Genomic DNA, 23,136 nt, shown 5'->3' on the forward strand with positions numbered 1-23,136 from the left:
AAGCCTCTGTGGAGGAGAATACACATGAAATCGCACCAAACGCGCTGTGGCTGGGTTACCGATGACCCTGTTTATCTGGATTATCACGATACGGTGTGGGGTAGGCCTGAAGAAGACAGCCAGCGTCTCTTTGAAAAACTGTGCCTGGATGGCCAGCAGGCGGGGCTTTCGTGGCTCACAATTTTAAAAAAACAAGCCAATTACGAACAGGCATTTCATCAGTTTGACCCAGAGAAAATCGTAAGTATGTCAGAACAGGAGCTGACAGCACTGCAGCAGGATAAAGGAATTATTCGTAATAAGCTGAAAATCCAGTCCGTGGTAAAAAATGCAAGAGGGTTTCTGGAGATAGAAAAGTCACAGCCGTTCAGTGAATTTATCTGGCAATTTACGGACGGAAAAACCATCGTAAACGCATGGACAGATCAATCACAAGTACCTGTTAGTACACCTGAATCAAAAGCGATGACCAAAGCATTGAAAAAGCATGGGTTTACGTTTGTGGGTGAAACAATATGTTATGCATTTATGCAGGCGGTAGGTATGGTGAACGATCATGAAACAGGCTGCCACTGCTATGAAGCAGCCTGTGAACAGGCGATCCGCTAATTAAACTGTCAGCGTTTCACAATATTGGCGAATATGGGGAAGTTCGGCAAGAACCTTGGTCTCATGTTCAGACTCAATTTGTTCTCGCGCTTTATCCTGTTTCATTTTTTCCTTAGGTGAAAGTTTCTGGCGCTCTTCCAAAATGGCAAAACCGCTGACATCAATGAACAGTGCGTAAATGTGAGGAAATTTTGTTTTAAATTCCGGGGGGGAACTGAGCGGCAGGGCTTCCAGAAGATTACAGATACGGATGGCGCCTTCGGATAACTCACACTGCTGCTGCTCCATGGCTTTTGCTATCAGGATAATGCTATCGGTGATGGTTACCGTGCGCTTTTCCCGTGCAGCGGCCTGACGGGTGTTCTGCTGTTTTACCATAAACAACAGGCGACCGGCATAAATCCCCAATGCCAGTATTATCAACACGCCTACTGCTGCAGCAATCGCCCATACCATATCGTTGTTCCTTATTTTTTGAAATCGTCAGGATTGATAGCATCGAGCTTATCAAGCGGATCGTCATCGTCTGACTCTTCATCATCATCAGCGTTCAGATCAATACCCATCAGGTCACAAAGCACAGCATGACGGTCCAGCCGCTCATCGACATATTGCTGTTCTTGCGCAGAAATCGTGTCACCGTTATCCAGCTTATCCAGTAACAATGCCAGTTTGTTGTCTGCCTCTAACGCAGCAAGTTCCTCGGCTGGCGTGGCGTATTTTTTTGCCTGAGACTTGACCAATGGGACAGGGCGTTTGCTGCCTAACCGCGGGTCCCGTTTTGCTTTGCTGCCACCGCCTTTTGATTTGGCTTGTTCTACAGCATTCCGGTTACCGGGCTGTTTACCTTTACCTGGCTTTTTACCTGTGGGAACACTAGGGCGTGCAGGCTTCCAATCTGGATCTTTACGAACGCCTATCTGCCCGACTTTTCTGGATTTTTTGCTGCGAGGCATAATTCCTCTGTCTGTTTGGTGAAATTAAGAATGGCTATTATAACTTTGCTTGTGCATTAATACGACATCCGATGCCACCAGGTGCACAGTATAATGATACTTTTCGCCCAGATAACGAAAGGTTTCATCACTAAAGAAGCTTACGTGGGTGGGATCATTTTTATAATGCCAGCTGGCAAACCGGGTTTTGTCTAGTACCCGCTTGGTCATAATGCATAACCAGCCTCCCTGCTTGAGCAACGAATCGAGTAGCATCAGTTCCTGATACGGCGTGTGAAAGTGCTCGATCGCCTCTGTACAGGTTATGAAATCATAGGAAGGTGCAAGGACACTGTCATCCGGATGAAAAAAAGGATCATAGACTGACATGGTATGTCCCTCTTCTAAGAGCATCTGTGCCAGCACCGGCGCCGGTCCGCACCCGAAGTCCAGTCCGCGGGACAGCGAGGTTACTCGCTGCAGTAAAGGTAACGCCGCTTTTGATAAGAACCGCCGATAACCCGGGTCATCGTTATCATTTTCATGTAACTGATATTCACTAAGTTCACGCTTTTGCGAAGGGTGGTGCGCAGGAGGAACAAATACCAGCGAGCATACCGTGCACTGATAATAATCGCGCTGTTTATCCTGATGGTAAAAAACGGGTTCGTGGTGAAGACAAAGAGGGCAGTTTAATGACATATCAAATTTCAGATAAGAAAAAAGGTGATGACCAACGGCCATCACCTCTATATTTTAGTGTCAGATGACACTTCTCCCGTTTGCACCTCATGTGCTTTTTGTTGCTTCCAATGCTAGAAGTGCTCCCCTTTTTATTCTTTTTTACAGAGCGGCATTTGTTGTTTAGGGCCTTCCTGACGCTTTTTCCGTTCATCCATGGATTTCTTATTATTATTCATTTTGCGGTCAACACTGTGTGAATCCCTCAAAACTCGCAAAATAGCTTACACGATCTGCGAGCGATTACAACACCTGCGTTAACAGATAATTAACATGTTGCTGTTGTAAAAGGTTTTTTTAATGTAATCCAGCCAGATATTTCGACAGAATATCGATATCTTTGTCGGATAACTTCATCGCAATATCACGCATCATGCCATTCATATCATTATGGCGGGTGCCATTTCTGAAGGCTTTAAGCTGAGCGGCCAGATAATCAGTATGCTGTCCGCTGATGTCCGGGAAACCGGCTAATTGCATACCATTACCCCGTGGTCCGTGACAGGCCATGCACGCGGTAATACCACGCTCCAAATCTCCACCCCGATAAAGAGCCTCACCCGGTTCGATAACGTCTTCTGGGGTAGTCCCTTCTTTTAAGGTCTGTTCAGAATAATAAGCTGCAATATCCTGCATGTCCTGTTCAGAAAGGGGGGCTGCCATGCCATTCATAACAGCATTATTTCTGCCTTCTTCACCACCGGTTTGTGAAGCCAGCTTGAACTCTTTTAGCTGCTTAACCAGATAGTTGGCGTGCTGACCTGCCAGCTTTGGATTCATCGGAATTGCACTGTTACCATCAGGCCCGTGACAGGCCGCGCACGTGGTAGCCTTTTGCTTTCCTGCTTCAGCATCACCAGGCGTTTGTGCTTCTGTTGTCAGACTAAAAGTTAAACACGCTAACAAACACAGTTTTTTCATAAGTAATCTTCCGTAAAGGATCCAGCGGTTCAGCGGATATACGTGGTATTATAGTTATTTAGCACATTTACTATGCCAGAAAAACCTTTTCCATACTAAAGGGTAGGTGCAAAAATGTACAATTCTGGTGACAAAATTAACAAATAATTTAAGTAGTCCGGTTGGAGACAACGATGACGTATTTTACCAAAGCCACTTTTTCTACCAGCGCGCCTGACATTCGTCATCTAAAACATGATGAAGGTGTCGAAGTTGCGTTTGCAGGCCGCTCAAATGCGGGTAAATCCAGTGCGCTTAATGCCTTAACACGCCAGAAAAACCTGGCCAGGACCAGTAAAACGCCAGGACGTACACAAATGATAAATGTGTTTGAACTGGATGAAGAGCGGCGCCTGATTGACTTGCCAGGGTATGGGTTTGCTCAGGTCCCTTTGGCGATGAAGAAAAAATGGCAGCAGTCTTTAGGTGAATATCTGCAAAAGCGCAAAAGCCTTAAAGGTTTGGTGGTATTGATGGATATCCGTCACCCGTTTAAAGATTTAGACCAGGATCTTATCTATTGGGCTGTTGATGCGGGCATTCCGGTACTGGCCGTATTGACCAAATCTGACAAGTTGAAGTCGGGCAAACGCAAAGAACAGTTAATGATGGCAGAAGAGGCCGCGTTGGCATTTATGGGTGATGTCACCGTTCAAACATTTTCTGCCCTGTCCAAGCAGGGGCTGCCAGAACTTGAGCGTATGATAATGAAGTGGTTTTCACTGGATAAAAGCGAATAACGTGTTGTGGATAAAAGAAAGCCCCATCAAAAGATGGGGCCAAAATAATGAGAGAAAACACATAAAAACCACAAGTAAGAGTGGCGTGTCTGGCAATTAGTTCCATAAAAATGAAGAAAAGTGATAAAAATTTTTAAATGATTGATAAATCATAGAGTTAGGTCGTTACTTTTCTTCAGGCATAAAAAAACCCCGGCAACATAGGCCGGGGTTAAAGCAAAGGTTTGAAAACAGCTTTCTCACCTCTGTACCCTACGGTAATAAGGTTACAATACACACTCTAAAACGCAAGGATTTTGTGTAATTTTATTACCAAAAAGGTACGGCTTGTTCCACGTGAAACGTTAAATGTGTAATATTATTACCATTTAATGCGCTTCGTCCCAGTTTTTACCTTGACCTGCCTCGACCTCTAGCGGTACAGAAAGGGTGGCAGCATTCTCCATCAAAGAGACAATTTTCTCAGATGCTGCGTCTACCTGGTCATCTTTGATTTCAAATACCAGTTCATCATGCACCTGCATCATCATGTAGATATCATCGGTATTGTTTGACTGGATCCACTCATCCACTTTAATCATGGCCATCTTGATGATATCCGCTGCCGTTCCCTGCATTGGCGCATTAATGGCGGCACGCTCTGCGCCCTTGCGTCTTGCACCGTTACTGGCCTTGATATCCGGCAGATACAGTCTGCGACCAAATACGGTCTCTACATAGCCTTTCTCTTTGGCCAGCGCGCGGGTATCGTCCATGTATTTCAATACGCCCGGATAGCGTTCAAAATAAAGGTCCATATATTCTTGCGCTTCATTACGCGGAATATTCAGTTGTTTCGACAGCCCAAATGCCGACATGCCGTAAATTAACCCAAAATTAATTGCCTTAGCACTTCGACGCTGCTCAGCGGTGACATCATCAAGCTTTTGAGCAAATACCTCAGCTGCCGTCGCCCGGTGAATATCTTTGCCCTGAGAAAAGGCATCCAGTAATCCTTTATCCTGGGATAAATGCGCCATAATGCGTAGTTCTATCTGTGAATAGTCCGCCGCCACAATCTTGTAGCCCTCCCGCGGAACGAATGCCTGACGAACACGCCGTCCTTCTTCATTACGAATGGGAATGTTCTGAAGGTTGGGCTCTGTAGAGGACAACCGCCCGGTAGCTGTAACGGCCTGATGATAAGAGGTATGAACACGACCGGTACGATGACAAATCATCTTGGGAAGCTTATCGGTGTAGGTGTTCTTCAATTTCGTTAAACCCCGATATTCCATGATCATCTTAGGAATAGGGTATTCCAGTGCCAGTTCCTGCAGTACTTCTTCAGATGTAGACGGGGCACCTTTTGGGGTTTTCTTGATAACCGGTAGCTCCAGCTTCTCAAACAAAATCTGTTGCAGCTGTTTGGTTGAACCAAGGTTAAACGGTTCGCCAGCTTCTTCATGGACAGTCTTTTCAAGTTCATCAATGCGCTTGGCGAGATCCTGGCTGTGCTGACCAAGCTGCTGGCTGTCAATATAAACACCAAGCTGTTCCATTCGGGACAGCACACTGGCAAGTGGTACCTCAACATCCAGCAAAATCGCTTTAAGCTTGTCTTCTTTGCTCAGTTTTTCCCACAAAACCTGATGAAGACGAAGCGTAATATCAGCATCTTCGGCGGCATACGGCGCAGCCTGCTCTAAATCAATCTGATTAAAGGTAAGTTGCTTAGCGCCTTTACCGGCAATATCTTCAAAATGAATCGTTTTATGGTCAAGGTGAGCGAGCGCCAGTGTATCCATATCATGACGACTTGCTGTGCTGTTGAGCACATACGACTCAAGCATCGTATCAAATGCGATGCCCTGTAGATTAATATCGTAATTGGCCAGCACATTTTTATCATATTTGATGTGCTGTCCGACTTTCTTAATGTCCGGATCCTCCAGCAGGGGCTTGAATTGTTCCAACACCCAGTCCCTGTCCAGTTGATCCGGCGCGCCGGGATAATCGTGTGCAACCGGGATATACGCCGCTTTGCCCGGCTCGGCGCAGACACTGATACCGACCAGTTCTGCTTCCATATAATTAAGGCTGGTGGTTTCTGTATCAAAGGCAAAAAGCGGTGCTTTTTTCAGTGTTTCAATCCACGTTGAAAGTGTGTCTTTGTCAAAAATGGTTTCGTATTCACTGTTATCAATTTTTTGTGCGGGCGTGCTCGTCGTCGTTTCTTCGGACGCTTCTGCCGCAGCCTCAGAAGACACTTCATTCAACCAGCGTTTAAACTCATATTCAGTGAATAAGATTTCCAGCTTGTGATTGTCCTGCTCGGTGGGAATGAGTGTTTCCGGGCAGAACTCCATCTCGACATCGCACTTTATCGTCGCTAACTCATAGGACAGGCGGGCTTGTTCCTCGTGCTCCTGCATTTTGGCCGCCATGGATTTGCTGCCCCGAAAGTTCAGCTCGGCAATTTTATCCAGATTCTTATAAATCTCATCAATTCCGCCAATACCATTTAGAAGCGCCTGAGCACTCTTATCGCCTACACCGGGAACCCCTGGAATGTTGTCGACTTTATCTCCCTTGAGTGCCAGAAAATCGATAACCAGTTCAGGAGGAATACCAAACTTTTCTTTAACGCCATCAACATCCATCACCTGGTTGGTCATCGTGTTGATCAGGGTAATGTGTTTGTTCACCAGCTGCGCCATATCTTTATCGCCGGTACTGATCACCGTATCAATGCCTTTTTCTGTGGCGATCCGGGCGAGGGTACCAATGACATCATCGGCTTCAACACCTTCCTCAACAATAATCGGCAGCCCCATGGCGCGAATTATTTCGTGCAAAGGTTTGATCTGAGAACCAAGCTCCTCCGGCATAGGAGGGCGATTAGCTTTATACTCTTTATAAATATCATCGCGAAAGGTTTTACCTTTAGCATCAAAAACGACAGCGATATTAGAAGGATTGTACTGCTTTATCAGACTGCGAAGCATATTGATCACACCATAGATCGCACCCGTATCCTGACCTTTAGAATTCGTCAGGGGCGGTAACCCATGAAATGCTCTGAACAGATAGGACGATCCGTCCACCAGAATAAATGGAGGTCTTTGAATAGTTGCCATAAGCCTTCGTTATAGGGACGAGAATAGACGCAAGCATGCCATAGGCGGTGTGGGATCGCTACAAAGAGCATGAATAACTTATGATCGCCTGTGGATAAGTTTGTGATCTAACAGACAAGCGCGATCCACACAAGCCTTGATTCAGGCAAGTGGTAAAGAAGGGAAGATCAGAAATCTCTTGGTTTGTAGAGGATTTTGTGATCCGCTGCCCTGCGTAAAATTTATTCCTTTAAAATGTGGATAACTTAGTGATTATTCTTATTCTCAGGTTTCGTAAGTTGCCGAAACGGTGAAGTAATGTAGCATACTGATTTTGTCAGGCTAAGCGATATCTAAGATCTTTTTTTAACCGCTTTGTTCGTTTTTTTTACTGAAACGGTATAAGGCAACGGTACAAACGGCTAGGAGGCAATAATGAAAAATGTAGCAGTCATATTAAGCGGAAGTGGTGTTTTTGATGGCTCTGAATTGTATGAAACGGTCATTTCGTTACTCGCCATTCGCCGGGCTGGCGCACAATATCAATGTTTTGCACCGGACAAAGAGCAGCTTCATGTTATTAATCACCTGAGCGGTGAGGTGGCAGAGGGCGAGAAACGAAACGTTCTGGTTGAGTCAGCACGACTTGCACGCGGTGAAATCAAGCCAGTCACCGAGTGTGATCCTGAAGCCTTTGATGCGCTAATTATTCCCGGTGGTTTTGGTGCCGCTAAAAACCTGTGTACGTTTGCCGTAGATGGCGCGGACAGTCAGCCAGATGAGGACGTACTTAAAGTATGCAAAGCCTTCGCGCAAAGCGGTAAGCCTGCCGGCTATGCCTGTATTGCGCCTGCTCTGGCAGCTTCTGTCTATGGTAATAAGGTAAAATTAACCATCGGCAATGATACATCGACAGCGCAGACAATTGAGGAATTGGGGGCGCAGCATGTCGAGTGTGCTGTTGATGAGATCGTGGTAGACTCGGACCGAAAGCTGGTAACGACACCGGCGTATATGCTCGCAGAGGACATTTTAGAGGCAGAAGCAGGCCTGAACAAGATGGTTGAAACCGTTCTGTCGATGCAATAAAGCCTTTTTCTGGGCGAAATACGCTTTTCCTTTCGCCCGGTTCTTCGCATAATAAAAACCGCTGTCTTTAAAAAACACAAGATGGTGATTTTTTACTAATAATAACAAGGCTTTTGAGAAAACATGCACTATCGTGCGATTGTACGCATACTTGGACTGTTGGTCGCACTGTTTAGTGTCACCATGATACCGCCCGCCCTGGTGTCGCTGCTTTATCAGGATGGCAGCGGTGTGCCTTTTATTATGGCGTTTATTTTGTGTGTGCTCACTGGCACGGCCATGTGGTATCCCAACCGCGAACACCGTCAGGATCTGCGTGCCAAAGAAGGCTTTTTAATTGTCGCTTTATTCTGGGCGGTACTGGCAAGCTTTGGTGCCATTCCTTTCATATTGCTTGAACAACCAAGCATGACGGTGACGGATGCATTTTTTGAATCGTTTTCAGGACTAACCACCACCGGTGCCACGGTGATTCAGGGCATAGAGTTTCTCCCACACTCTATCCAGTTTTATCGCCAACAGCTTCAATGGTTCGGCGGGATGGGTATCATCGTATTGGCCGTCGCTATTCTGCCGATTCTGGGTGTGGGGGGAATGCAGTTATACCGTGCCGAGATGCCTGGCCCGGTGAAAGATTCTAAAATGACGCCGCGTATCGCAGATACTGCTAAGCATCTTTGGTATATCTATCTGTCACTGACTATCGCCTGTACGGTGTCGTACTGGCTGGCCGGCATGAGCTGGTTTGATGCTATATGCCATGCATTTTCGACCGTTGCCATCGGCGGGTTTTCCACCCACGATGCCAGCCTGGGCTACTTTCAAAGCCCGACGATCAACGTCATTTGTTCGGTATTTCTGCTGATTGCTGCACTAAACTTTTCACTGCATTACACCGCGGCAACCGCGCGTTCCTTCAAAAACTACTTTCAGGACCCAGAGTTTAAGGCGTTTTTCACTATTCAGGCGACGCTGATTCTGGTCTGCTTTTTAACACTGGTACTGACAGGCTATTACACTTCAGCAGAAGAAGCGCTGGATCAGGCGATGATTCAGGCGGTCTCAATTGGGACCACCGCTGGCTTTGCCACCACAGATTTTGCTTCCTGGCCGACATTTCTGCCCATCCTGCTTATCTTTGCCAGCTTTATTGGTGGGTGTGCCGGTTCAACCGGTGGCGGGTTAAAAGTGATTCGTGTGTTTCTGCTTTATCTTCAGGGCAAGCGCGAAATAGACCGTCTTATCCATCCTAAAGCAGTGTACTCCGTAAAGCTGGGCGAGCGGGCCATGCCAGACAGAGTGGTGGAAGCGGTATGGGGGTTCTTCTCAGCTTATGCCATCGTATTTGTCATCATCATGCTGGGGATGATAGCCAGCGGGCTGGACAATATCTCTGCTTTTACAGCAACCGCGGCGACGCTTAATAACCTGGGCCCCGGACTGGGCAGTGTGGCGGCAAACTATTCTGAAGTATCAGATTCAGGGAAGTGGATTCTGGTCAGTGCGATGTTATTCGGGCGGCTGGAAGTATTTTCGCTTCTGGTGCTATTCTCGCCCACATTCTGGCGCAGCTAAATCCCGCTGCGCCACCCTGGCTTTTTAACCAAAGAAAAACGCGCTGGGCTGGAAGATTTTTTCCACATCATTAATGTATTTCTTATCTACCAGAAACAGGATCACATGGTCATTGGCTTCAATGACGGTATCACTGTGAGCAATAATCACCTGATCATCGCGCACGACCGCACCGATGGTGGTACCAGGTGGAAGCTTAATATCGCCAATCTCGCGGCCAACTACACGCGAGGTATTTTCATCGCCATGCGCAATGGCTTCTATAGCTTCCGCGGCACCGCGGCGAAGTGAGTACACATTAACTATATCGCCGCGACGAATATGTGTCAGCAATGCTGAGATGGTTGCCTGTTGAGGTGAAAACGCAATATCAATTTCACCGCCCTGCACCAGATCAACATAAGCACTGCGTTGAATCAGCACCATCGCTTTTTGGGCGCCCATACGTTTGGCCAGCATCGCAGACATAATGTTCGCTTCATCGTCATTGGTCACCGCGATGAACGCATCCACATCTTCAATACTTTCTTCGGTAAGCAGTTCCGGATCTGAGGCATCACCGCAAAACACAATGGTCTTGTCCAGATGCGCTGAAAGATACTGAGCGCGCTCGCGATCAAACTCGATAAGTTTAACGTTGTGATTATGCTCAAGCCGCTTTGCCAGCCCGGCACCAATCAATCCCCCGCCGGCGATCATAATACGCTTGTAGCTGGACTCCAGCTTTTGCAGCTCACTCATTACTGCGCGGATATGCTTGGTTGCGGCGATGAAAAAGACTTCATCATCGGCTTCTATGACCGTGGTGCCCAGGGGACGGATAGGGCGGCCACGACGATAAATGGCGGCTACGCGGGTTTCAACATTGGGCATGTGTTCTTTTAATGCTGATAACGCATGGCCCACCAGCAGACCGCCATAATAGGCTTTAACGGCTACGAGACTGGCTTTGCCTTCAGCAAACTCTACAACTTGCAGCGCACCCGGGTAATCGATAAGACGCTTAATAGCCTTTGTCACCAGTTGTTCAGGTGCGATGATGTGATCAACAGGGATATCCTGCTGCTTATATAGCTGTTCCTGATAGATAATGTATTGCTCAGAACGCACCCGGGCGATTTTGGTCGGTGTTTTGAATAAGCTATAGGCGACCTGACATGCCAGCATATTACTTTCATCGCTGTTGGTCACAGCAATAAGCATATCAGCGTCTTCGGCGCCGGCCTTTTTTAAAATATCAGGGTGCGAACCAACGCCCACGACGACCTGTAAATCCAGGCGATCCTGCAGTGAGCGAAGTCGGTTGGGATCTGAGTCGATAACAGTAATTTCATTTTTTTCACCAACCAGGTTTTCCGCCAGTGTACCGCCAACCTGTCCGGCTCCAAGGATGATAATTTTCATTAGACTCTGTTATCGCTCTACTGATTGATTTAATTGGAAGACTTTAACAGTCTGCAATAATAGAAACCATCCATTTGTTGCTCGCCGGGTAGAATTTGTCTGCCTGGCATTTCCATGGTGTCTGTTGCTGTTAAAGGCTGTAATGATGCATCTTCATAGCGTGCTAAGAAGCGCCTCATCTGCTCGCTGTTTTCAACCTGTAACACTGAGCAGGTCGCATAGAGCAATGTGCCGCTTGGTTTTACAAGAGGCCACAGTGCATCAAGAATGGATGCCTGCAAATCTATCAGAGCGTCAATGTCGCTCTTTTTTCTTAACCAGCGGATATCCGGATGTCGGCGTATCACACCGGTAGCAGAGCAGGGAGCATCCAGCAGAATTCGGTCAAAGTGTTTGCCATCCCACCAGTCAGCAGGCTTGGCTGCATCACCTTCTACAATGGTGGCAGTGTGCCCCAGCCGGCGCATGTTCTCTTTAACTCTGGTTAGGCGCTTACCGTCAGAATCTAGCGCAATTATCGACTGCAAATGCGTTGTTGTTTCAATAATATGGCCGGTTTTACCGCCCGGGGCTGCGCAGCAGTCCAGTATTCGGTCGCCGTCCTGTGCGCCAAGATAATATGCTGCCAGTTGCGCTGCACCATCCTGAACCGCGAACAGGCCGTCAGTGAAGCCAGGCAAGCTGACAACATCAGTGCGACTTTGTACGATAATGGCCTGGGGGTGATCACCGCTCAACGAATGCTCAACCCCAGCCTCTGTGAGCATATCCGAATACGCCTGACGTGAAATCTTTCGCGCATTAATGCGCAACCAGAGGGGGGCAATAGCATTAGCCTGTGCCCGCAATCCATCAGCATTATCTCCATACTGCTTGGATAGCGCCTGATAGAGCCATTTAGGCAAGCCGCTTTTTACAATCGGATCGTCACTTAACTGTGTGTGCATTTCCTGACGCTGAAAATTGCGTAACACCGCATTTACCAGTCCTTTGAGGCTATCACCGCCCAGTGCTGGCGCCGCGTTTACTGTTTCAGCGACGGCGGCGTGAGGTGATACGCGGGAAAATGCCAGTTGATAAAATCCCAGCATCATCAAATGCTCAAGGATTTTTTTGTTGCCTTTTAACGGTTTATCCAGCAAGTGGCGTAACCAAATTTGTAACTGAGGAAGCTGACGCATGGTGCCCATGGTCATTTCCTGCAACCAGGCGCTATCTTTGCTACTGTGGCGCTGCTGAACTTTAGCCAGACAATCCCGGGACGATTTGCCGTTTTCTAAGATCTGAAAAATAACCCAGGCGGCGTCGCCGCGCAGGTTTTTCTTACGAGGTAGTGGGGCGTTCATGCCTGAGTTTTTCCACCTATTATCTGGTTTACTGTAAACCACTCTTTTCTGGCGTTGAGTACTTCGGCTGCATTCAGTGGTTTTTTACCGGGAATTTGCAGGCTGGTGATCTTCAGTTGTTGTTCACCACATGCCACGACAATACCGTGTTTATCTGCATGCGAAATGGTACCCGGGGGCAGGTTCACAGAAGTAGGCTCTACATCTGCCGCCCAGATCTTTACCTTGTTTCCGGCAATATCTGCCCAGGCGACAGGCCAGGGGTTAAACGCCCGAATATTCCGTTCTAACTGCACAGCAGGTTGCGTCCAGTCAATTTTAGCTTCTTCTTTAGACAGCTTTTTGGCATAGGTGGCTTGTGCTTCATCCTGTTTTTCCGGGGTCAAAGCGTCAAGACTATTCAGTACATGAACGAGTGCTTCGGGACCAAGAACCGCCAGCTTGTCATAAAGGGTTGCACTGGTGTCATCGGATGTTATTGGCAGGGTATCAATATGCAGCATGTCACCGGTATCCAGCCCTTCATCCATCTGCATGATGGTGACACCGGTTTGCGTATCACCGGCCCACAGAGCACGTTGTATTGGTGCTGCACCACGCCATTTGGGCAAAATAGAGCCGTGAACATTGATACAGCCCAGCGGCGGTGTAGTGAGCACCGCTTTGGGAAGAATCAGACCATAGGCCACCACCACCATAATATCTGCCTGGATATTTTGAAGCTCAGACTGCGCCTGTTCGTTTTTCAACGATGACGGCTGATAGACAGGGATATCGCGGGAAGTCGCTAATTGCTTTACCGGACTGGCGGTGAGTTTTTTGCCTCTGCCTGCAGGGCGGTCAGGTTGTGTGTATACCGCTAAAACCTGGTGCTCTGTATCCAGCAACGCCCGCAGATGATCAGCGGCAAAATCCGGGGTGCCGGCAAAAATAATGCGAAGAGAATTTGCCACAGAACTCCTTATGCTTTCGCTGCCAGACGGGCTTCTTTCTCAAGCTTTTTACGAATACGCTGGCGCTTTAGTGGCGACAGATAGTCGACAAAAAGCTTACCTTTCAAATGGTCCAGTTCGTGTTGAATACAGATTGCCAGTAAGCCATCTGCCTCAAGCTCGAAAGACTCGCCGTGTTCATTCAGCGCGGTTATCTTAACAGCCTCAGCACGCTCTACCTTAGCGTAGTTACCGGGTACAGAAAGACAGCCTTCCTCGCTGATAGTGCTGCCTTGCTTTTCAGTAATCTCCGGGTTAATAAAGACCCGTGGCTCATCCTGATTTTCAGACACATCCATCACGACTACCTGCACATGCCGATCGACCTGCGTTGCCGCAAGACCAATGCCTTTTTCATCGCGCATGGTTTCGAACATGTCTGAGACTAACTGTTTTATTTCATCGTTTACCGTTTCAACCGGTTTTGCAACATTGCGCAACCGCTCGTCGGGGAAACGTAATACGTCTAATATCGCCATCTGTCGTTATTACACTCTCGCTTATGAATTAATATACGATCCAACTGCCAGCATTATTTACACCGGAATAATGAGTACTATTCTACCGTATAACAGCTATACGTGCAGTTTTTTATCCGGCAACTGAATTATCTCATTATATAGCCGATATAGAGGCGCTGCGTGAAAAATCAACAATAGGAAAGGTAAACAAGCATGACTGGTCGCCCGCAAAACGTAAAAGGGAAACGCGCATGGCGTCACTGGCTGGTGGCGTTGGTGCTATTGCCCCTCTCAGTCGTACAGGCCGCGGTAACGCTCAAAGACGATGCGCCCAAGACCTATACGGTGAAAAAAGACGATACTCTTTGGGATATTGCTAACCTGTTTTTAGACAAGCCCTGGTTATGGCCTCAGTTGTGGCGAACCAATACGCAGATTGTTAACCCGCATTTGATTTATCCGGGCGATGTATTACGAATTCGTATGGTGGATGGACAGCCGGTCCTGGAAGTTGCCCGTGAGAAAAAACGTCTGACACTGACCCCCAGCACCCAGAAGCAAACCAAGCCAGCGCCTATCAACACCTTACCCTGGTCTGCGATTGCCCCTTATGTGAACCAGAATGAAATTATCGCTAAAGATAAATACGAAATACTGCCGCATTTGCTGGGTAACCAGCGTGGCGGCATTCGTTTTACCAGTGATGATTTGGTACTAAGCCGCAGTTATGGCCGTCCTGAGGATCAGTATCGTGTGGTAAGAAAGCAGTCTACTATCGAAGACATGGACGGCAATGTATTAGGCATTCAGATACACCACATTGCCAATGCCAAAATGGTAGAGAGCAACATTCCAAGCCAATGGCTGGTAAAAGTCGATAACTCAAACCTGGAAGCGCGTCGCGGCGATCGCCTTTTCTCAGGTAAAACGCCAGAACCTCAGGATATGATCCTGCAGCCGGCGACCTCGCATCGGGCGCATGTTGTGGGCAACCTGCATCAACATGAGTTACTGGGCAAAAATGATGTCGTTGTGGTCGACCTGGGCCAGGAAGAGATTCAGCCAGGTACGGTGATGGGCATTTATGCGCAGGGCCCTGACATCATTGATGGTGATGAGCCGCGCTATGCCAGTGAGTCAAATGCGGTGAAAAGTACATTTAATGATGGCTCTACCGTTATACAGCCAGCTCTCAAAGTCGGAGAACTGGTTATTTTCAAAACCTTTGAAAAAGCAAGTTACGGCATTATTACCCGTGCCAGGGAGATGGTTAAAAACGGCGATATCGTGGCTAACCCTTAACACCCACTGATACCTTCTGAATCTATGAAGGTAATACCGGGCTAAGCATCGTATCTTGCCGATATGAGATACGATGCTTACGTCTGATTCATCCTCGCAACTTTACAGCTATCTTGCTTTGGCCTCAGTGCCAAAAATGTCTCCTGCCCGTTGGCTTAACATTCTTAATACGCTGAAAATCAGCGCAGATGACCTTGTTGCCCGTAACTTCGGGGACATTGATGAATCACTTCGCTCAACGCTCAACACGTTATTGGATAATATCGACCATCGCAAAATTGAAAGCGCCATGGCGTGGCAACAACAAAGCCCGGCACATCACATTATCAGCTATGACAGTGAGTGGTTTCCGGCAATGCTCAGGCAACTTAGCTCGCCGCCGCTTGTCTTATTCATTAGCGGGAACATAAATGCATTGCTGAATCATTACCTTGCCATTGTGGGCAGTCGCAGAGCTTCCCCCCATGGCCTGGCGCTGGCTGACAGAATGGCACGTCAGCTCAGTCAGGCAGGCGTTGGTATAATCAGCGGACTGGCTGCCGGTATTGATGCCGCTGCGCATCGCGGCGCGTTAAACGGTGAAGGGGTAACAGTAGCGGTAGTGGGGACGGGGCCTGATAGCGTTTATCCTCGCCGCAATCAGCATTTGTACGAACAGATATTGCAGAGTAACGGTGCCATTGTTTCAGAGTTCTGGCCCGGTACGCCGCCACGGGCACAGCACTTTCCCAGACGTAATCGCATCATTGCTGCCATGAGTCACGGAACGCTGGTGGTTGAGGCAACGATTAAGAGCGGCACCTTGATAACTGCAAATATGGCCGCAAATCTAGGGCGTGATGTTTTTGCAATCCCCGGAAGCATTGATAACCCGCTTACACAGGGCTGTCATCACTTGCTCAAACAAGGTGCTATACTGGTCACAAATGTTCAGGATATTCTGATGGAACTCGACTTTCCTGTACAAAAAGTGCTGCCAGAGGAAGGTGTTACAATGATGAGCGAACAAAAAACTCATGGGGAAAGCTTGGCAACCGATAAAATATTAGCTAGTGTGAATCATGATGTCACGAGTGTGGACATCATCTGTGAGCGCAGCAACCTGCCGGTATCACAAGTGCTGGCAACATTATTACAATACGAGCTGCGTGGCCTGGTAACCACTGTTCCTGGTGGCTACGTTAAGTTGAGGGGGAAATAACATGTTCGACATCCTCATGTATCTTTTTGAAAACTTCATTCACAGTGAAACGGAAATTCGGGTCGATCAGGACGAACTCACCGATGAACTTGTGCGTGCGGGTTTTCATCACGATGAAATCTATAAAGCGTTAGCGTGGCTTGAAAAGCTTGCTGCGTTACAGGAAACGGATATAAAGCCCTATTTTTGCAAAGGGATCTCTTCTAGCCTGAGCCGTATCTACACGCATGAAGAACAGATGCGTCTGGATGTTGAGTGCCGCGGATTTTTGCTATTCCTTGAGCAGGTTGGTGTCATTGATGCCAGCACCCGCGAAATGGTTATCGATCGGGTGATGGAAATCGACTCAGCAGAATTCTGTCTCGAAGATCTGAAATGGGTTGTGCTGATGGTATTGTTTAACGTACCCGGTAAAGAAAACGCGTACGCTCAGATGGAAGATTTGTTATTTGAAGAATCAGACGGCGTACTGCACTAATGCGGAGGGTCTTCTGACCACGTAATGTCAAAAATTGATCATTCCCTGTTTGACGGACCGGCGCATGACTTTGGGACATGCCCAGAATGTGAAAATCCACTTCATATTCGAAACGGTAAAACCGGTCCTTTCCTAGGCTGCTCAGCCTATCCAACCTGCACCTTTAGTAAGCCATTACATGATAACCCGACGTCAGTTTTAAAAGAAATTCCTCAAACTGCTTGTCCGGATTGTGGTGCAGTCATGGCAATTAAAAATGGTCGTTACGGTATGTTTATCGGCTGTACTAACTTTCCGGAATGTCATCATATAGAGCCGATTAAAACGCAGGAAGATACTCAGCTTTCCTGTCCGAAGTGCCAGAAAGGGCACATCATCGAGCGTACAAACAAATATGGAAAGCGTTTTTTTGCCTGTGATAATTATCCTACCTGCCGATATGTGGTAAATTTCGCGCCGGTGGCGGGCTCGTGCCCAGACTGCGGCTGGCAACTGCTGATCAAAAAGAAAGGCCAGGTGTGCTGTCCGCAGCCATTATGTGATTACAAACAAGCTGAATAGTGAAACAGAGAAATATCGATGCAAAGTGAGTCGACCAGCGAAGATCCCATTGTTGCCGCATTTGCTGCTGGCAAATTACTTGTCTATCCCACCGAAGCTGTGATGGGAATTGGTTGTGATCCTGATAATAAAGCAGCGGTAGACGCGCTGCTGGCGCTTAAAAACCGGCCTGCAGAAAAAGGCATGATACTCATTGCCGATACGTATTCGCGGCTATTGCCCTACGTCAACGACAATGCCGTCAGGCTGGATAAGCGTACGGAGATATTTTCCAGTTGGCCAGGTCCCGTGACATGGCTTCTGCCTAAGTCAAGCAGTGCCCCGGCTTGGATTACCGGTGAGCATGACACTATTGCGGTTCGGGTAACTGACCATCCTGTGGTCAGGGAGCTCTGCGAAAAACTGGGCAAGCCGCTGGTATCCACAAGTGCCAATCCGTCAGGCGAAGCGCCAGCGAAGGATATAGCGCAAGCCAGGCAGTATTTCGGTAACAATGTTACTTATGTTGAGGGTAGTGTTGGTGGACATAATCGCCCTAGTACTATTCGGGATGGACAGACCGGACACGTAATCAGAGATTAATATGACCAGTGATGTAACATCAGAACAGGTTGAACAGGTAAAGGCTTACCTGTTAGCCCTGCAGGATAATATTTGCCAGACCCTGGAGCTGGTGGATGGCAAAGGCCACTTCGAAGAAGATACCTGGCAACGGGAAGAGGGCGGCGGCGGTCGCTCACGGGTGCTCAAAAACGGTGCTGTAATAGAGCAGGGCGGCGTCAACTTTTCTCATGTAAATGGTGAGCAACTCCCGGCCTCGGCGACCGCGTCACGGCCTGAATTGGCGGGGCGTAGTTTTCAGGCAATGGGCGTTTCGCTGGTGATTCATCCGCATAATCCTTATGTGCCTACCTCTCATGCCAATGTGCGATTTTTTATTGCCGAAAAGCCTGATGAAGAACCTATCTGGTGGTTTGGTGGTGGATTTGATTTAACACCCTTCTACCCGTTCAAAGAGGATGTTCAGCACTGGCACAATGTTGCTAAAAAAGCGTGTGCTCCTTATGGTGAAGAAGTCTATCCTACTTACAAGAAATGGTGCGACGAATATTTCTATCTTAAACATCGCGGTGAAACCCGTGGGGTGGGCGGATTATTCTTCGATGATCTGAATGACTGGCAGTTTGATTCCTGTTTTGGCTTTATGCAGGCTATTGGTAACGCGTTTCTGGATGCCTACGTGCCCATCGTGGAGCGTCGAAAGTCTACAGCATATGGTCAGCGCGAACGCGAATTTCAGTTATACCGGCGCGGCCGGTATGTTGAATTTAATTTGGTTTGGGATAGAGGGACATTGTTCGGTTTGCAAACCGGAGGGCGCACAGAATCTATCCTGATGTCTATGCCACCGCTTGCGCGCTGGGAATACTGCTATCAGCCGGCGGCAGGAAGCCCGGAGGCAAAACTCACTGACTGGCTCAAACCTGCCGACTGGTAATGGAAGTGGCAGGTTGATCTATATCAATGAATTTTCCTGCCATACCCGTTGGATCTGTTGAAACTTGTTCCAGATCAACACGCTCAACCAGCAAATTTTTTAGGGTGTTCTCAGACTTCTAAACAAGAGAATCATCATGAAATTTGCACTACTTTCATCATTGTTCGCCCTCTCCGTCGTTGCTTCTGGCTTCGCCGCTGCTTATGAGCAAGGCGATATCGTCATTCGCGGTGGCGCAACCACCGTCGCGCCGGACGAGTCTTCCTCCACGATCATTGCAGGTGATACTGATTTGGGCGTAGGCCTGACTATCGACAGCAATACGCAGTTGGGCCTTAATATTGCGTACTTTTTTACCGACCATCTTAATCTTGAGTTGTTGGCAGCCACGCCTTTCAAACATGATGTAGATTTTGACATCGCAGATCCGCTGGGGACTGGCAACCAGTTGGGAGAAGTCACGCATTTACCGCCCACACTTACAGTGAATTATTACTTCAATGACAGTGCCTCTGTCCTGCAGCCATATGTGGGGGCGGGCGTAAACTACACCTTTATTTACGATGAAGAGTTTACGGGCGCTAATCGTCAGGCAGGTTTGTCTGATTTGTCACTGGATGACAGCGTAGGGCTTTCTGCCCAACTTGGGTTAGATGTCATGCTGGCCAACAACTGGCATATCAATACCTCGGTCAGATGGATTGATATTGATACTGAAGCATCCTTTAACGTGAGTGGTGCAAGCGGCCACGTAAATGATATCGAAATCGATCCCTGGGTATATACGATTGCGATTGGCTACACATTCTGACGCTTTGCTTGTCCTGGCATCGCCAGTTTGCGCTCTGAATCTTCAGGGCGCTTTTTTAGCATCATCGGGTTGATTTATCATATGCTCTGCCAGGCTATCTAATGCCTCCAGTAAACGATTAGCCAGGGTTAAGTCAGATACGTGAGTCATCATTGATTTTCGCATGCAATACATCCACTGTGCCTTTAGCGAAGGGGTAACCGTAAAAGGCAGATGGCGGGCTCGCAGACGAGGATGTCCGAATTGCTTTTCAAAATCATTCGGGCCGCCCATCCACATTTGCAGATACAGAAAAAATACGTGCCGGATTCGGTTCAGCGGTTGCGGATGTATCGCCAGTAATTCTGACGCCATCGGGTCCGTTTCCATAATATCGTAGAAAGTATTCGCAATAGCCTTGACAGTGGGCTCTCCTCCGATAGCCTCATAAACACTGTTTGATGCAGCTGCCGGCTGCTTATCTTTTTTCAAAAAGCTGAATAACCCCATGAATAAATTTGCCGTATTTGGAAATCCAATAGCACACAGTTTATCACCAACCATCCACCAGATGTTTGCCGAACAACATAACTTGTCTATCAGTTATGAAAAAATCGGGCCTGATGATAATGACTTTGAAAATGCCTTCGCGACTTTTTTTAATGACGCTGATGCGGTGGGCTGTAATGTTACCGCGCCGTTTAAGGGCAGGGCGCTGCAGCAGGCCGACACATTAAATAAAGCGGCTGAACTGGCCGGCGCGGTAAATACCTTATACAAAAAGGACAGCCAACTTCAGGGGTTTAATACTGACGGTATCGGGTTGGTGGCTGATATTCAGAATCAGGGCGTTGAACTGGCTGACAAAAAGGTGTTAATCATTGGTGCCGGTGGCGCCGCGCGAGGGGCCATACATCCGCTTCTGGAGGCCGGTGTTGAAACACTGGCTATCACCAACCGAACAATGGCGCGCGCCAGTCAAATTTGTGACGAGGTGAATGTTTCTCACTGCATTGCGCTGGATAAACCAGGATTAATGTCTTTTGACGCAGATATCATTATCAATTCAACATCAGCCAGTCTGCACAATCAATTGCCTGACTTACAACATATTTCCTTTATTCACTGTGAACTGGCGTACGATATGGCATATAGCAAAGATCCGACACTATTTATGCAACATGCTAAGAAACAGGGCGCTACACAAAGCGCCGATGGATTGGGCATGCTGGTGGAGCAGGCTGCCGCGGCTTTCACTATATGGACAGGAAAACTGCCCCAAACCAGACCGGTTATCGAATCATTAAGAAAGCGCTGAGCTACTCAGCCAGATAATCGTTCTTCAGTTCAACGTAATTAATGGCTGACCGCTTAAGAAACGCAATTTCTTCTTCTTTAAGCGGTCGCTTCTTTTGCATCGGATTGCCAACATATAAATAGCCGCTTTCAAGCGTCTTGTTGGGGGGGACGAGTGTACCTGCACCAATAAAGACATCATCTTCTACCACCGCGCCATCCATTATGATTGCACCCATCCCGACTAAAATACGGTTTCCCAGTGTACAACCGTGCAGCATACATTTATGACCGACGGTGACATCATCGCCAATAATAAGTGGTAAGCCCTCAGGAAGGTTTGACGAGCGGCGGGTTACATGCAAAATGGTCCCATCCTGTATATTGGTGCGCTCACCAATTCGAATGTAATTTACATCACCGCGTCCGGCAACCATATGCCAGACGCTACTGTCTTTTCCGATGGCGATGTCTCCGACAAGACGAACAGAATCTGCAATGTAACTGCTAGCATCTACAACAGGGGTAATTCCTTTAAATGCGCTTAATATCTGTGACATAAGATCCTCTCTATAAGCCGACGACAATAGTGATAACATCGACGGGTATTAAAAATAACAACAACTGCCATATAATCGGTACATCTTCGCGCGCTTTCTATAAGGCTAAAATAACGTAATGACAAAAAATTATCTTCTCTTTGCTTCGTTGTCATATGGATATTCAATAATGAGACCTCTTCAGGAGGAGATTAGAAAGCGGGGCGATAATGTTGCATGGTATCTGGAACCCGGATGTCCCGACTTATTGACGGAAGACGAACTCAGGCTTACGACATTTGAACAGGTTGCTGAATTTGATGCATGTGCAACCTTTACGCCCGGTAATGTTATATATCCCTGGTTTCCGGGAATTCATGTTCAGCTATTTCATGGTTACCCTATAAGTAAACGTGGAGAGAAGAGCAGGTCAACCGATGATCACTTTGCTGTTAGGGGATGGTTTGATATGTATTGTACCCAAGGCTCTAGCAGTACTGAGTACTTTAAGGAACTGTCAAAAAAACATGGTTTCTTTAAAGTTTATGAAACAGGCTGGAGCAAAGTAGATCCTTACTTCGAACACTACGAACTTGAGAAGAACCACAAGCCGACCGTATTGTATGGAACGACCTTCACCAAAGGTATTTCATCTGCTCCTGTACTTGTTGATACGATAGGAGCATTAGTTGAGGAAAAGGACTGGAACTGGATTCTCACTTTCCATCCAAAAATTAAAGACCAGTCATTATTAAACAAATATAGGGCTCTGGCTCAGGAGCATGAGAATGTTAAGTTTGTTGATAATGTAAGACTCAAAGATTTTCAAAATGCTGATGTCATGTTAAGCGATAGCTCATCCATCATTCTTGAATTCATGCTGATGGACAAGCCAGTAGTAACATTAAGGAATACCACGCCTGGTTCGCACCTTATAAATGTCGATTCACCTGATGAAATACGAAGCGCACTTGAAACAGCCATGACAAGACCTGATGCCTTAATGAATAAGGTGAAACACTTTGCCGAAAAGCATGAAGCGCACAGAGACGGTAATAATTGTGAAAGGATTTTGGAGGCAGTAGATGACTTCATTACTAACTATAAGGGCAGGCTAAAAGCCAAACCGATGAACTTACTGCGCAAGTTTAAGCTTAGAAAACGCCTCGGATACTGGAAATTGAACTAAAAATAAGCAAACAAACGCAATATGACAGTTTTTTGAAATTAAGTGTTGACGGCGCGGCTCAGATCTCTAGAATGCGCACCACTTCGACGGGACAGGCCAACAGGCAGGACAGTCGAAGGGCTTTATCAGACAGGCGCAAGCCGACATGAAAAGCGGTTTTCCAAGACCTTCGAAATTAAGTTTCAAAAAGGTGTTGACAACGAAAACCAAGCGCGTAGAATGCGCGTCCCGCTTCGGGGAGAAACGAAGCAAAATGTTCTTTAACAATTTATAACAAGACAATCTGTGTGGGCACTCGTTAAGAGTGTCAACCGACGATTCATAAAGTTTTT

General features: G+C 47.4%; 24 protein-coding genes. 13 read left to right on the forward strand and 11 right to left on the reverse strand.

The genetic code is table 11. The features are described from left to right. The first annotated feature begins 24 nt into the window (after positions 1–24). Positions 25–609, forward strand: coding sequence for a DNA-3-methyladenine glycosylase I (locus HHX48_RS08755; RefSeq protein WP_191024207.1), 585 nt, complete (start codon positions 25–27; stop codon positions 607–609). Here HHX48_RS08755 and HHX48_RS08760 read toward each other — a convergent pair whose 3' ends face one another. The 4 genes from HHX48_RS08760 to HHX48_RS08775 form a co-directional block, all read right to left on the reverse strand. Then, positions 610–1,065 carry a DUF2489 domain-containing protein gene (locus tag HHX48_RS08760; RefSeq protein WP_191024209.1) on the reverse strand — a complete coding sequence of 152 codons (456 nt, stop codon included), beginning with the start codon at positions 1,063–1,065 and terminating at the stop codon, positions 610–612. An 11-nt stretch (positions 1,066–1,076) separates the two neighbouring features. Continuing rightward, on the reverse strand, positions 1,077–1,565 hold the full coding sequence (gene yihI, locus HHX48_RS08765) for a Der GTPase-activating protein YihI (RefSeq protein WP_191024211.1): 489 nt from the start codon (positions 1,563–1,565) through the stop codon (positions 1,077–1,079). 24 nt (positions 1,566–1,589) lie between these two features. After that, the gene (locus HHX48_RS08770) at positions 1,590–2,246 is read right to left on the reverse strand and encodes a class I SAM-dependent methyltransferase (protein ID WP_191024213.1); all 657 of its coding nucleotides are present in this window, start codon (positions 2,244–2,246) and stop codon (positions 1,590–1,592) included. A 336-nt stretch (positions 2,247–2,582) separates the two neighbouring features. Next, positions 2,583–3,206, reverse strand: a complete 624-nt coding sequence (locus tag HHX48_RS08775; RefSeq protein WP_191024215.1) for a c-type cytochrome — start codon at positions 3,204–3,206, stop codon at positions 2,583–2,585. 173 nt (positions 3,207–3,379) lie between these two features. On the opposite strand from HHX48_RS08775, the gene yihA reads away from it, so the two are divergent. Then, entirely contained in the window at positions 3,380–3,985 is a 606-nt protein-coding gene (gene yihA, locus HHX48_RS08780; RefSeq protein WP_191024217.1) for a ribosome biogenesis GTP-binding protein YihA/YsxC, read from the forward strand. 368 nt (positions 3,986–4,353) lie between these two features. Here yihA and polA read toward each other — a convergent pair whose 3' ends face one another. After that, complete coding sequence (polA, locus tag HHX48_RS08785) at positions 4,354–7,104, reverse strand: DNA polymerase I (RefSeq protein ID WP_191024219.1); 2,751 nt, start codon at positions 7,102–7,104, stop codon at positions 4,354–4,356. 414 nt (positions 7,105–7,518) lie between these two features. Here polA and elbB point away from each other — a divergent pair, with 414 nt between their 5' ends. Beyond that, positions 7,519–8,172: an isoprenoid biosynthesis glyoxalase ElbB gene (elbB, locus tag HHX48_RS08790; protein WP_191024221.1), complete on the forward strand. Its 654-nt coding sequence runs from the start codon at positions 7,519–7,521 to the stop codon at positions 8,170–8,172. Between the two features lie 123 nt (positions 8,173–8,295). Further along, positions 8,296–9,747: a TrkH family potassium uptake protein gene (locus HHX48_RS08795; protein ID WP_139754736.1), complete on the forward strand. Its 1,452-nt coding sequence runs from the start codon at positions 8,296–8,298 to the stop codon at positions 9,745–9,747. A gap of 24 nt (positions 9,748–9,771) precedes the next feature. On the opposite strand, the gene trkA is transcribed toward HHX48_RS08795, so the two are convergent. The 4 genes from trkA to def are packed head-to-tail and all read right to left on the reverse strand — an operon-like array spanning position 9,772 to position 13,968. Further along, positions 9,772–11,151, reverse strand: coding sequence for a Trk system potassium transporter TrkA (trkA, locus tag HHX48_RS08800; protein ID WP_191024223.1), 1,380 nt, complete (start codon positions 11,149–11,151; stop codon positions 9,772–9,774). A gap of 29 nt (positions 11,152–11,180) precedes the next feature. Next, the gene (rsmB, locus tag HHX48_RS08805) at positions 11,181–12,497 is read right to left on the reverse strand and encodes a 16S rRNA (cytosine(967)-C(5))-methyltransferase RsmB (RefSeq protein WP_191024225.1); all 1,317 of its coding nucleotides are present in this window, start codon (positions 12,495–12,497) and stop codon (positions 11,181–11,183) included. Continuing rightward, complete coding sequence (fmt, locus tag HHX48_RS08810; protein WP_191024227.1) at positions 12,494–13,450, reverse strand: methionyl-tRNA formyltransferase; 957 nt, start codon at positions 13,448–13,450, stop codon at positions 12,494–12,496. The genes rsmB and fmt overlap by 4 nt, the downstream gene beginning before the upstream one ends. Before the next feature lie 8 nt (positions 13,451–13,458). Beyond that, positions 13,459–13,968, reverse strand: coding sequence for a peptide deformylase (gene def, locus HHX48_RS08815; RefSeq protein WP_191024229.1), 510 nt, complete (start codon positions 13,966–13,968; stop codon positions 13,459–13,461). Positions 13,969–14,163: 195 nt separating this feature from the next. Here def and HHX48_RS08820 point away from each other — a divergent pair, with 195 nt between their 5' ends. The 7 genes from HHX48_RS08820 (at position 14,164) to HHX48_RS08850 (ending at position 19,801) form a co-directional block, all read left to right on the forward strand. Then, complete coding sequence (locus HHX48_RS08820; RefSeq protein WP_191024231.1) at positions 14,164–15,252, forward strand: LysM peptidoglycan-binding domain-containing protein; 1,089 nt, start codon at positions 14,164–14,166, stop codon at positions 15,250–15,252. Positions 15,253–15,325: 73 nt separating this feature from the next. Next, entirely contained in the window at positions 15,326–16,453 is a 1,128-nt protein-coding gene (gene dprA / locus HHX48_RS08825) for a DNA-processing protein DprA (RefSeq protein ID WP_191024233.1), read from the forward strand. 1 nt (position 16,454) lies between these two features. After that, complete coding sequence (locus HHX48_RS08830) at positions 16,455–16,931, forward strand: DUF494 family protein (RefSeq protein WP_191024235.1); 477 nt, start codon at positions 16,455–16,457, stop codon at positions 16,929–16,931. A gap of 24 nt (positions 16,932–16,955) precedes the next feature. Further along, positions 16,956–17,492, forward strand: coding sequence for a DNA topoisomerase family protein (locus HHX48_RS08835; protein WP_191024238.1), 537 nt, complete (start codon positions 16,956–16,958; stop codon positions 17,490–17,492). 18 nt (positions 17,493–17,510) lie between these two features. After that, positions 17,511–18,074, forward strand: a complete 564-nt coding sequence (locus HHX48_RS08840) for a Sua5/YciO/YrdC/YwlC family protein (RefSeq protein WP_191024240.1) — start codon at positions 17,511–17,513, stop codon at positions 18,072–18,074. A gap of 1 nt (position 18,075) precedes the next feature. Further along, positions 18,076–18,990: an oxygen-dependent coproporphyrinogen oxidase gene (gene hemF, locus HHX48_RS08845; RefSeq protein WP_191024242.1), complete on the forward strand. Its 915-nt coding sequence runs from the start codon at positions 18,076–18,078 to the stop codon at positions 18,988–18,990. A 136-nt stretch (positions 18,991–19,126) separates the two neighbouring features. Then, positions 19,127–19,801, forward strand: a complete 675-nt coding sequence (locus tag HHX48_RS08850) for an OmpW/AlkL family protein (protein ID WP_191024244.1) — start codon at positions 19,127–19,129, stop codon at positions 19,799–19,801. A gap of 42 nt (positions 19,802–19,843) precedes the next feature. On the opposite strand, the gene HHX48_RS08855 is transcribed toward HHX48_RS08850, so the two are convergent. Next, positions 19,844–20,290, reverse strand: a complete 447-nt coding sequence (locus HHX48_RS08855; RefSeq protein ID WP_191024246.1) for a group II truncated hemoglobin — start codon at positions 20,288–20,290, stop codon at positions 19,844–19,846. Between HHX48_RS08855 and aroE the strand changes: the two genes are divergently transcribed. Next, positions 20,289–21,098 carry a shikimate dehydrogenase gene (aroE, locus tag HHX48_RS08860; RefSeq protein ID WP_191024248.1) on the forward strand — a complete coding sequence of 270 codons (810 nt, stop codon included), beginning with the start codon at positions 20,289–20,291 and terminating at the stop codon, positions 21,096–21,098. The genes HHX48_RS08855 and aroE overlap by 2 nt on opposite strands. A gap of 1 nt (position 21,099) precedes the next feature. On the opposite strand, the gene HHX48_RS08865 is transcribed toward aroE, so the two are convergent. After that, positions 21,100–21,636, reverse strand: a complete 537-nt coding sequence (locus HHX48_RS08865) for a gamma carbonic anhydrase family protein (RefSeq protein WP_191024249.1) — start codon at positions 21,634–21,636, stop codon at positions 21,100–21,102. Positions 21,637–21,754: 118 nt separating this feature from the next. On the opposite strand from HHX48_RS08865, the gene HHX48_RS08870 reads away from it, so the two are divergent. After that, entirely contained in the window at positions 21,755–22,804 is a 1,050-nt protein-coding gene (locus HHX48_RS08870) for a CDP-glycerol glycerophosphotransferase family protein (RefSeq protein ID WP_191024251.1), read from the forward strand. Positions 22,805–23,136 lie beyond the last annotated feature (332 nt).

The sequence above is a fragment of the Salinimonas profundi genome, assembly GCF_014750655.1.
Taxonomy (GTDB): domain Bacteria; phylum Pseudomonadota; class Gammaproteobacteria; order Enterobacterales; family Alteromonadaceae; genus Alteromonas; species Alteromonas profundi_A.

What these genes read in the sequence shown, in the direction of transcription:
- HHX48_RS08755 (WP_191024207.1), top strand. Translation starts at nt 25, where the DNA reads ATGAAATCGCACCAAACGCGCTGTGGCTGGGTTACCGATGACCCTGTT.
- HHX48_RS08760 (WP_191024209.1), bottom strand. Translation starts at nt 1,065, where the DNA reads ATGGTATGGGCGATTGCTGCAGCAGTAGGCGTGTTGATAATACTGGCA.
- yihI (WP_191024211.1), bottom strand. Translation starts at nt 1,565, where the DNA reads ATGCCTCGCAGCAAAAAATCCAGAAAAGTCGGGCAGATAGGCGTTCGT.
- HHX48_RS08770 (WP_191024213.1), bottom strand. Translation starts at nt 2,246, where the DNA reads ATGTCATTAAACTGCCCTCTTTGTCTTCACCACGAACCCGTTTTTTAC.
- HHX48_RS08775 (WP_191024215.1), bottom strand. Translation starts at nt 3,206, where the DNA reads ATGAAAAAACTGTGTTTGTTAGCGTGTTTAACTTTTAGTCTGACAACA.
- yihA (WP_191024217.1), top strand. Translation starts at nt 3,380, where the DNA reads ATGACGTATTTTACCAAAGCCACTTTTTCTACCAGCGCGCCTGACATT.
- polA (WP_191024219.1), bottom strand. Translation starts at nt 7,104, where the DNA reads ATGGCAACTATTCAAAGACCTCCATTTATTCTGGTGGACGGATCGTCC.
- elbB (WP_191024221.1), top strand. Translation starts at nt 7,519, where the DNA reads ATGAAAAATGTAGCAGTCATATTAAGCGGAAGTGGTGTTTTTGATGGC.
- HHX48_RS08795 (WP_139754736.1), top strand. Translation starts at nt 8,296, where the DNA reads ATGCACTATCGTGCGATTGTACGCATACTTGGACTGTTGGTCGCACTG.
- trkA (WP_191024223.1), bottom strand. Translation starts at nt 11,151, where the DNA reads ATGAAAATTATCATCCTTGGAGCCGGACAGGTTGGCGGTACACTGGCG.
- rsmB (WP_191024225.1), bottom strand. Translation starts at nt 12,497, where the DNA reads ATGAACGCCCCACTACCTCGTAAGAAAAACCTGCGCGGCGACGCCGCC.
- def (WP_191024229.1), bottom strand. Translation starts at nt 13,968, where the DNA reads ATGGCGATATTAGACGTATTACGTTTCCCCGACGAGCGGTTGCGCAAT.
- HHX48_RS08820 (WP_191024231.1), top strand. Translation starts at nt 14,164, where the DNA reads ATGACTGGTCGCCCGCAAAACGTAAAAGGGAAACGCGCATGGCGTCAC.
- dprA (WP_191024233.1), top strand. Translation starts at nt 15,326, where the DNA reads ATGCTTACGTCTGATTCATCCTCGCAACTTTACAGCTATCTTGCTTTG.
- HHX48_RS08830 (WP_191024235.1), top strand. Translation starts at nt 16,455, where the DNA reads ATGTTCGACATCCTCATGTATCTTTTTGAAAACTTCATTCACAGTGAA.
- HHX48_RS08835 (WP_191024238.1), top strand. Translation starts at nt 16,956, where the DNA reads ATGTCAAAAATTGATCATTCCCTGTTTGACGGACCGGCGCATGACTTT.
- HHX48_RS08840 (WP_191024240.1), top strand. Translation starts at nt 17,511, where the DNA reads ATGCAAAGTGAGTCGACCAGCGAAGATCCCATTGTTGCCGCATTTGCT.
- hemF (WP_191024242.1), top strand. Translation starts at nt 18,076, where the DNA reads ATGACCAGTGATGTAACATCAGAACAGGTTGAACAGGTAAAGGCTTAC.
- HHX48_RS08850 (WP_191024244.1), top strand. Translation starts at nt 19,127, where the DNA reads ATGAAATTTGCACTACTTTCATCATTGTTCGCCCTCTCCGTCGTTGCT.
- aroE (WP_191024248.1), top strand. Translation starts at nt 20,289, where the DNA reads ATGAATAAATTTGCCGTATTTGGAAATCCAATAGCACACAGTTTATCA.
- HHX48_RS08855 (WP_191024246.1), bottom strand. Translation starts at nt 20,290, where the DNA reads ATGGGGTTATTCAGCTTTTTGAAAAAAGATAAGCAGCCGGCAGCTGCA.
- HHX48_RS08865 (WP_191024249.1), bottom strand. Translation starts at nt 21,636, where the DNA reads ATGTCACAGATATTAAGCGCATTTAAAGGAATTACCCCTGTTGTAGAT.
- HHX48_RS08870 (WP_191024251.1), top strand. Translation starts at nt 21,755, where the DNA reads ATGACAAAAAATTATCTTCTCTTTGCTTCGTTGTCATATGGATATTCA.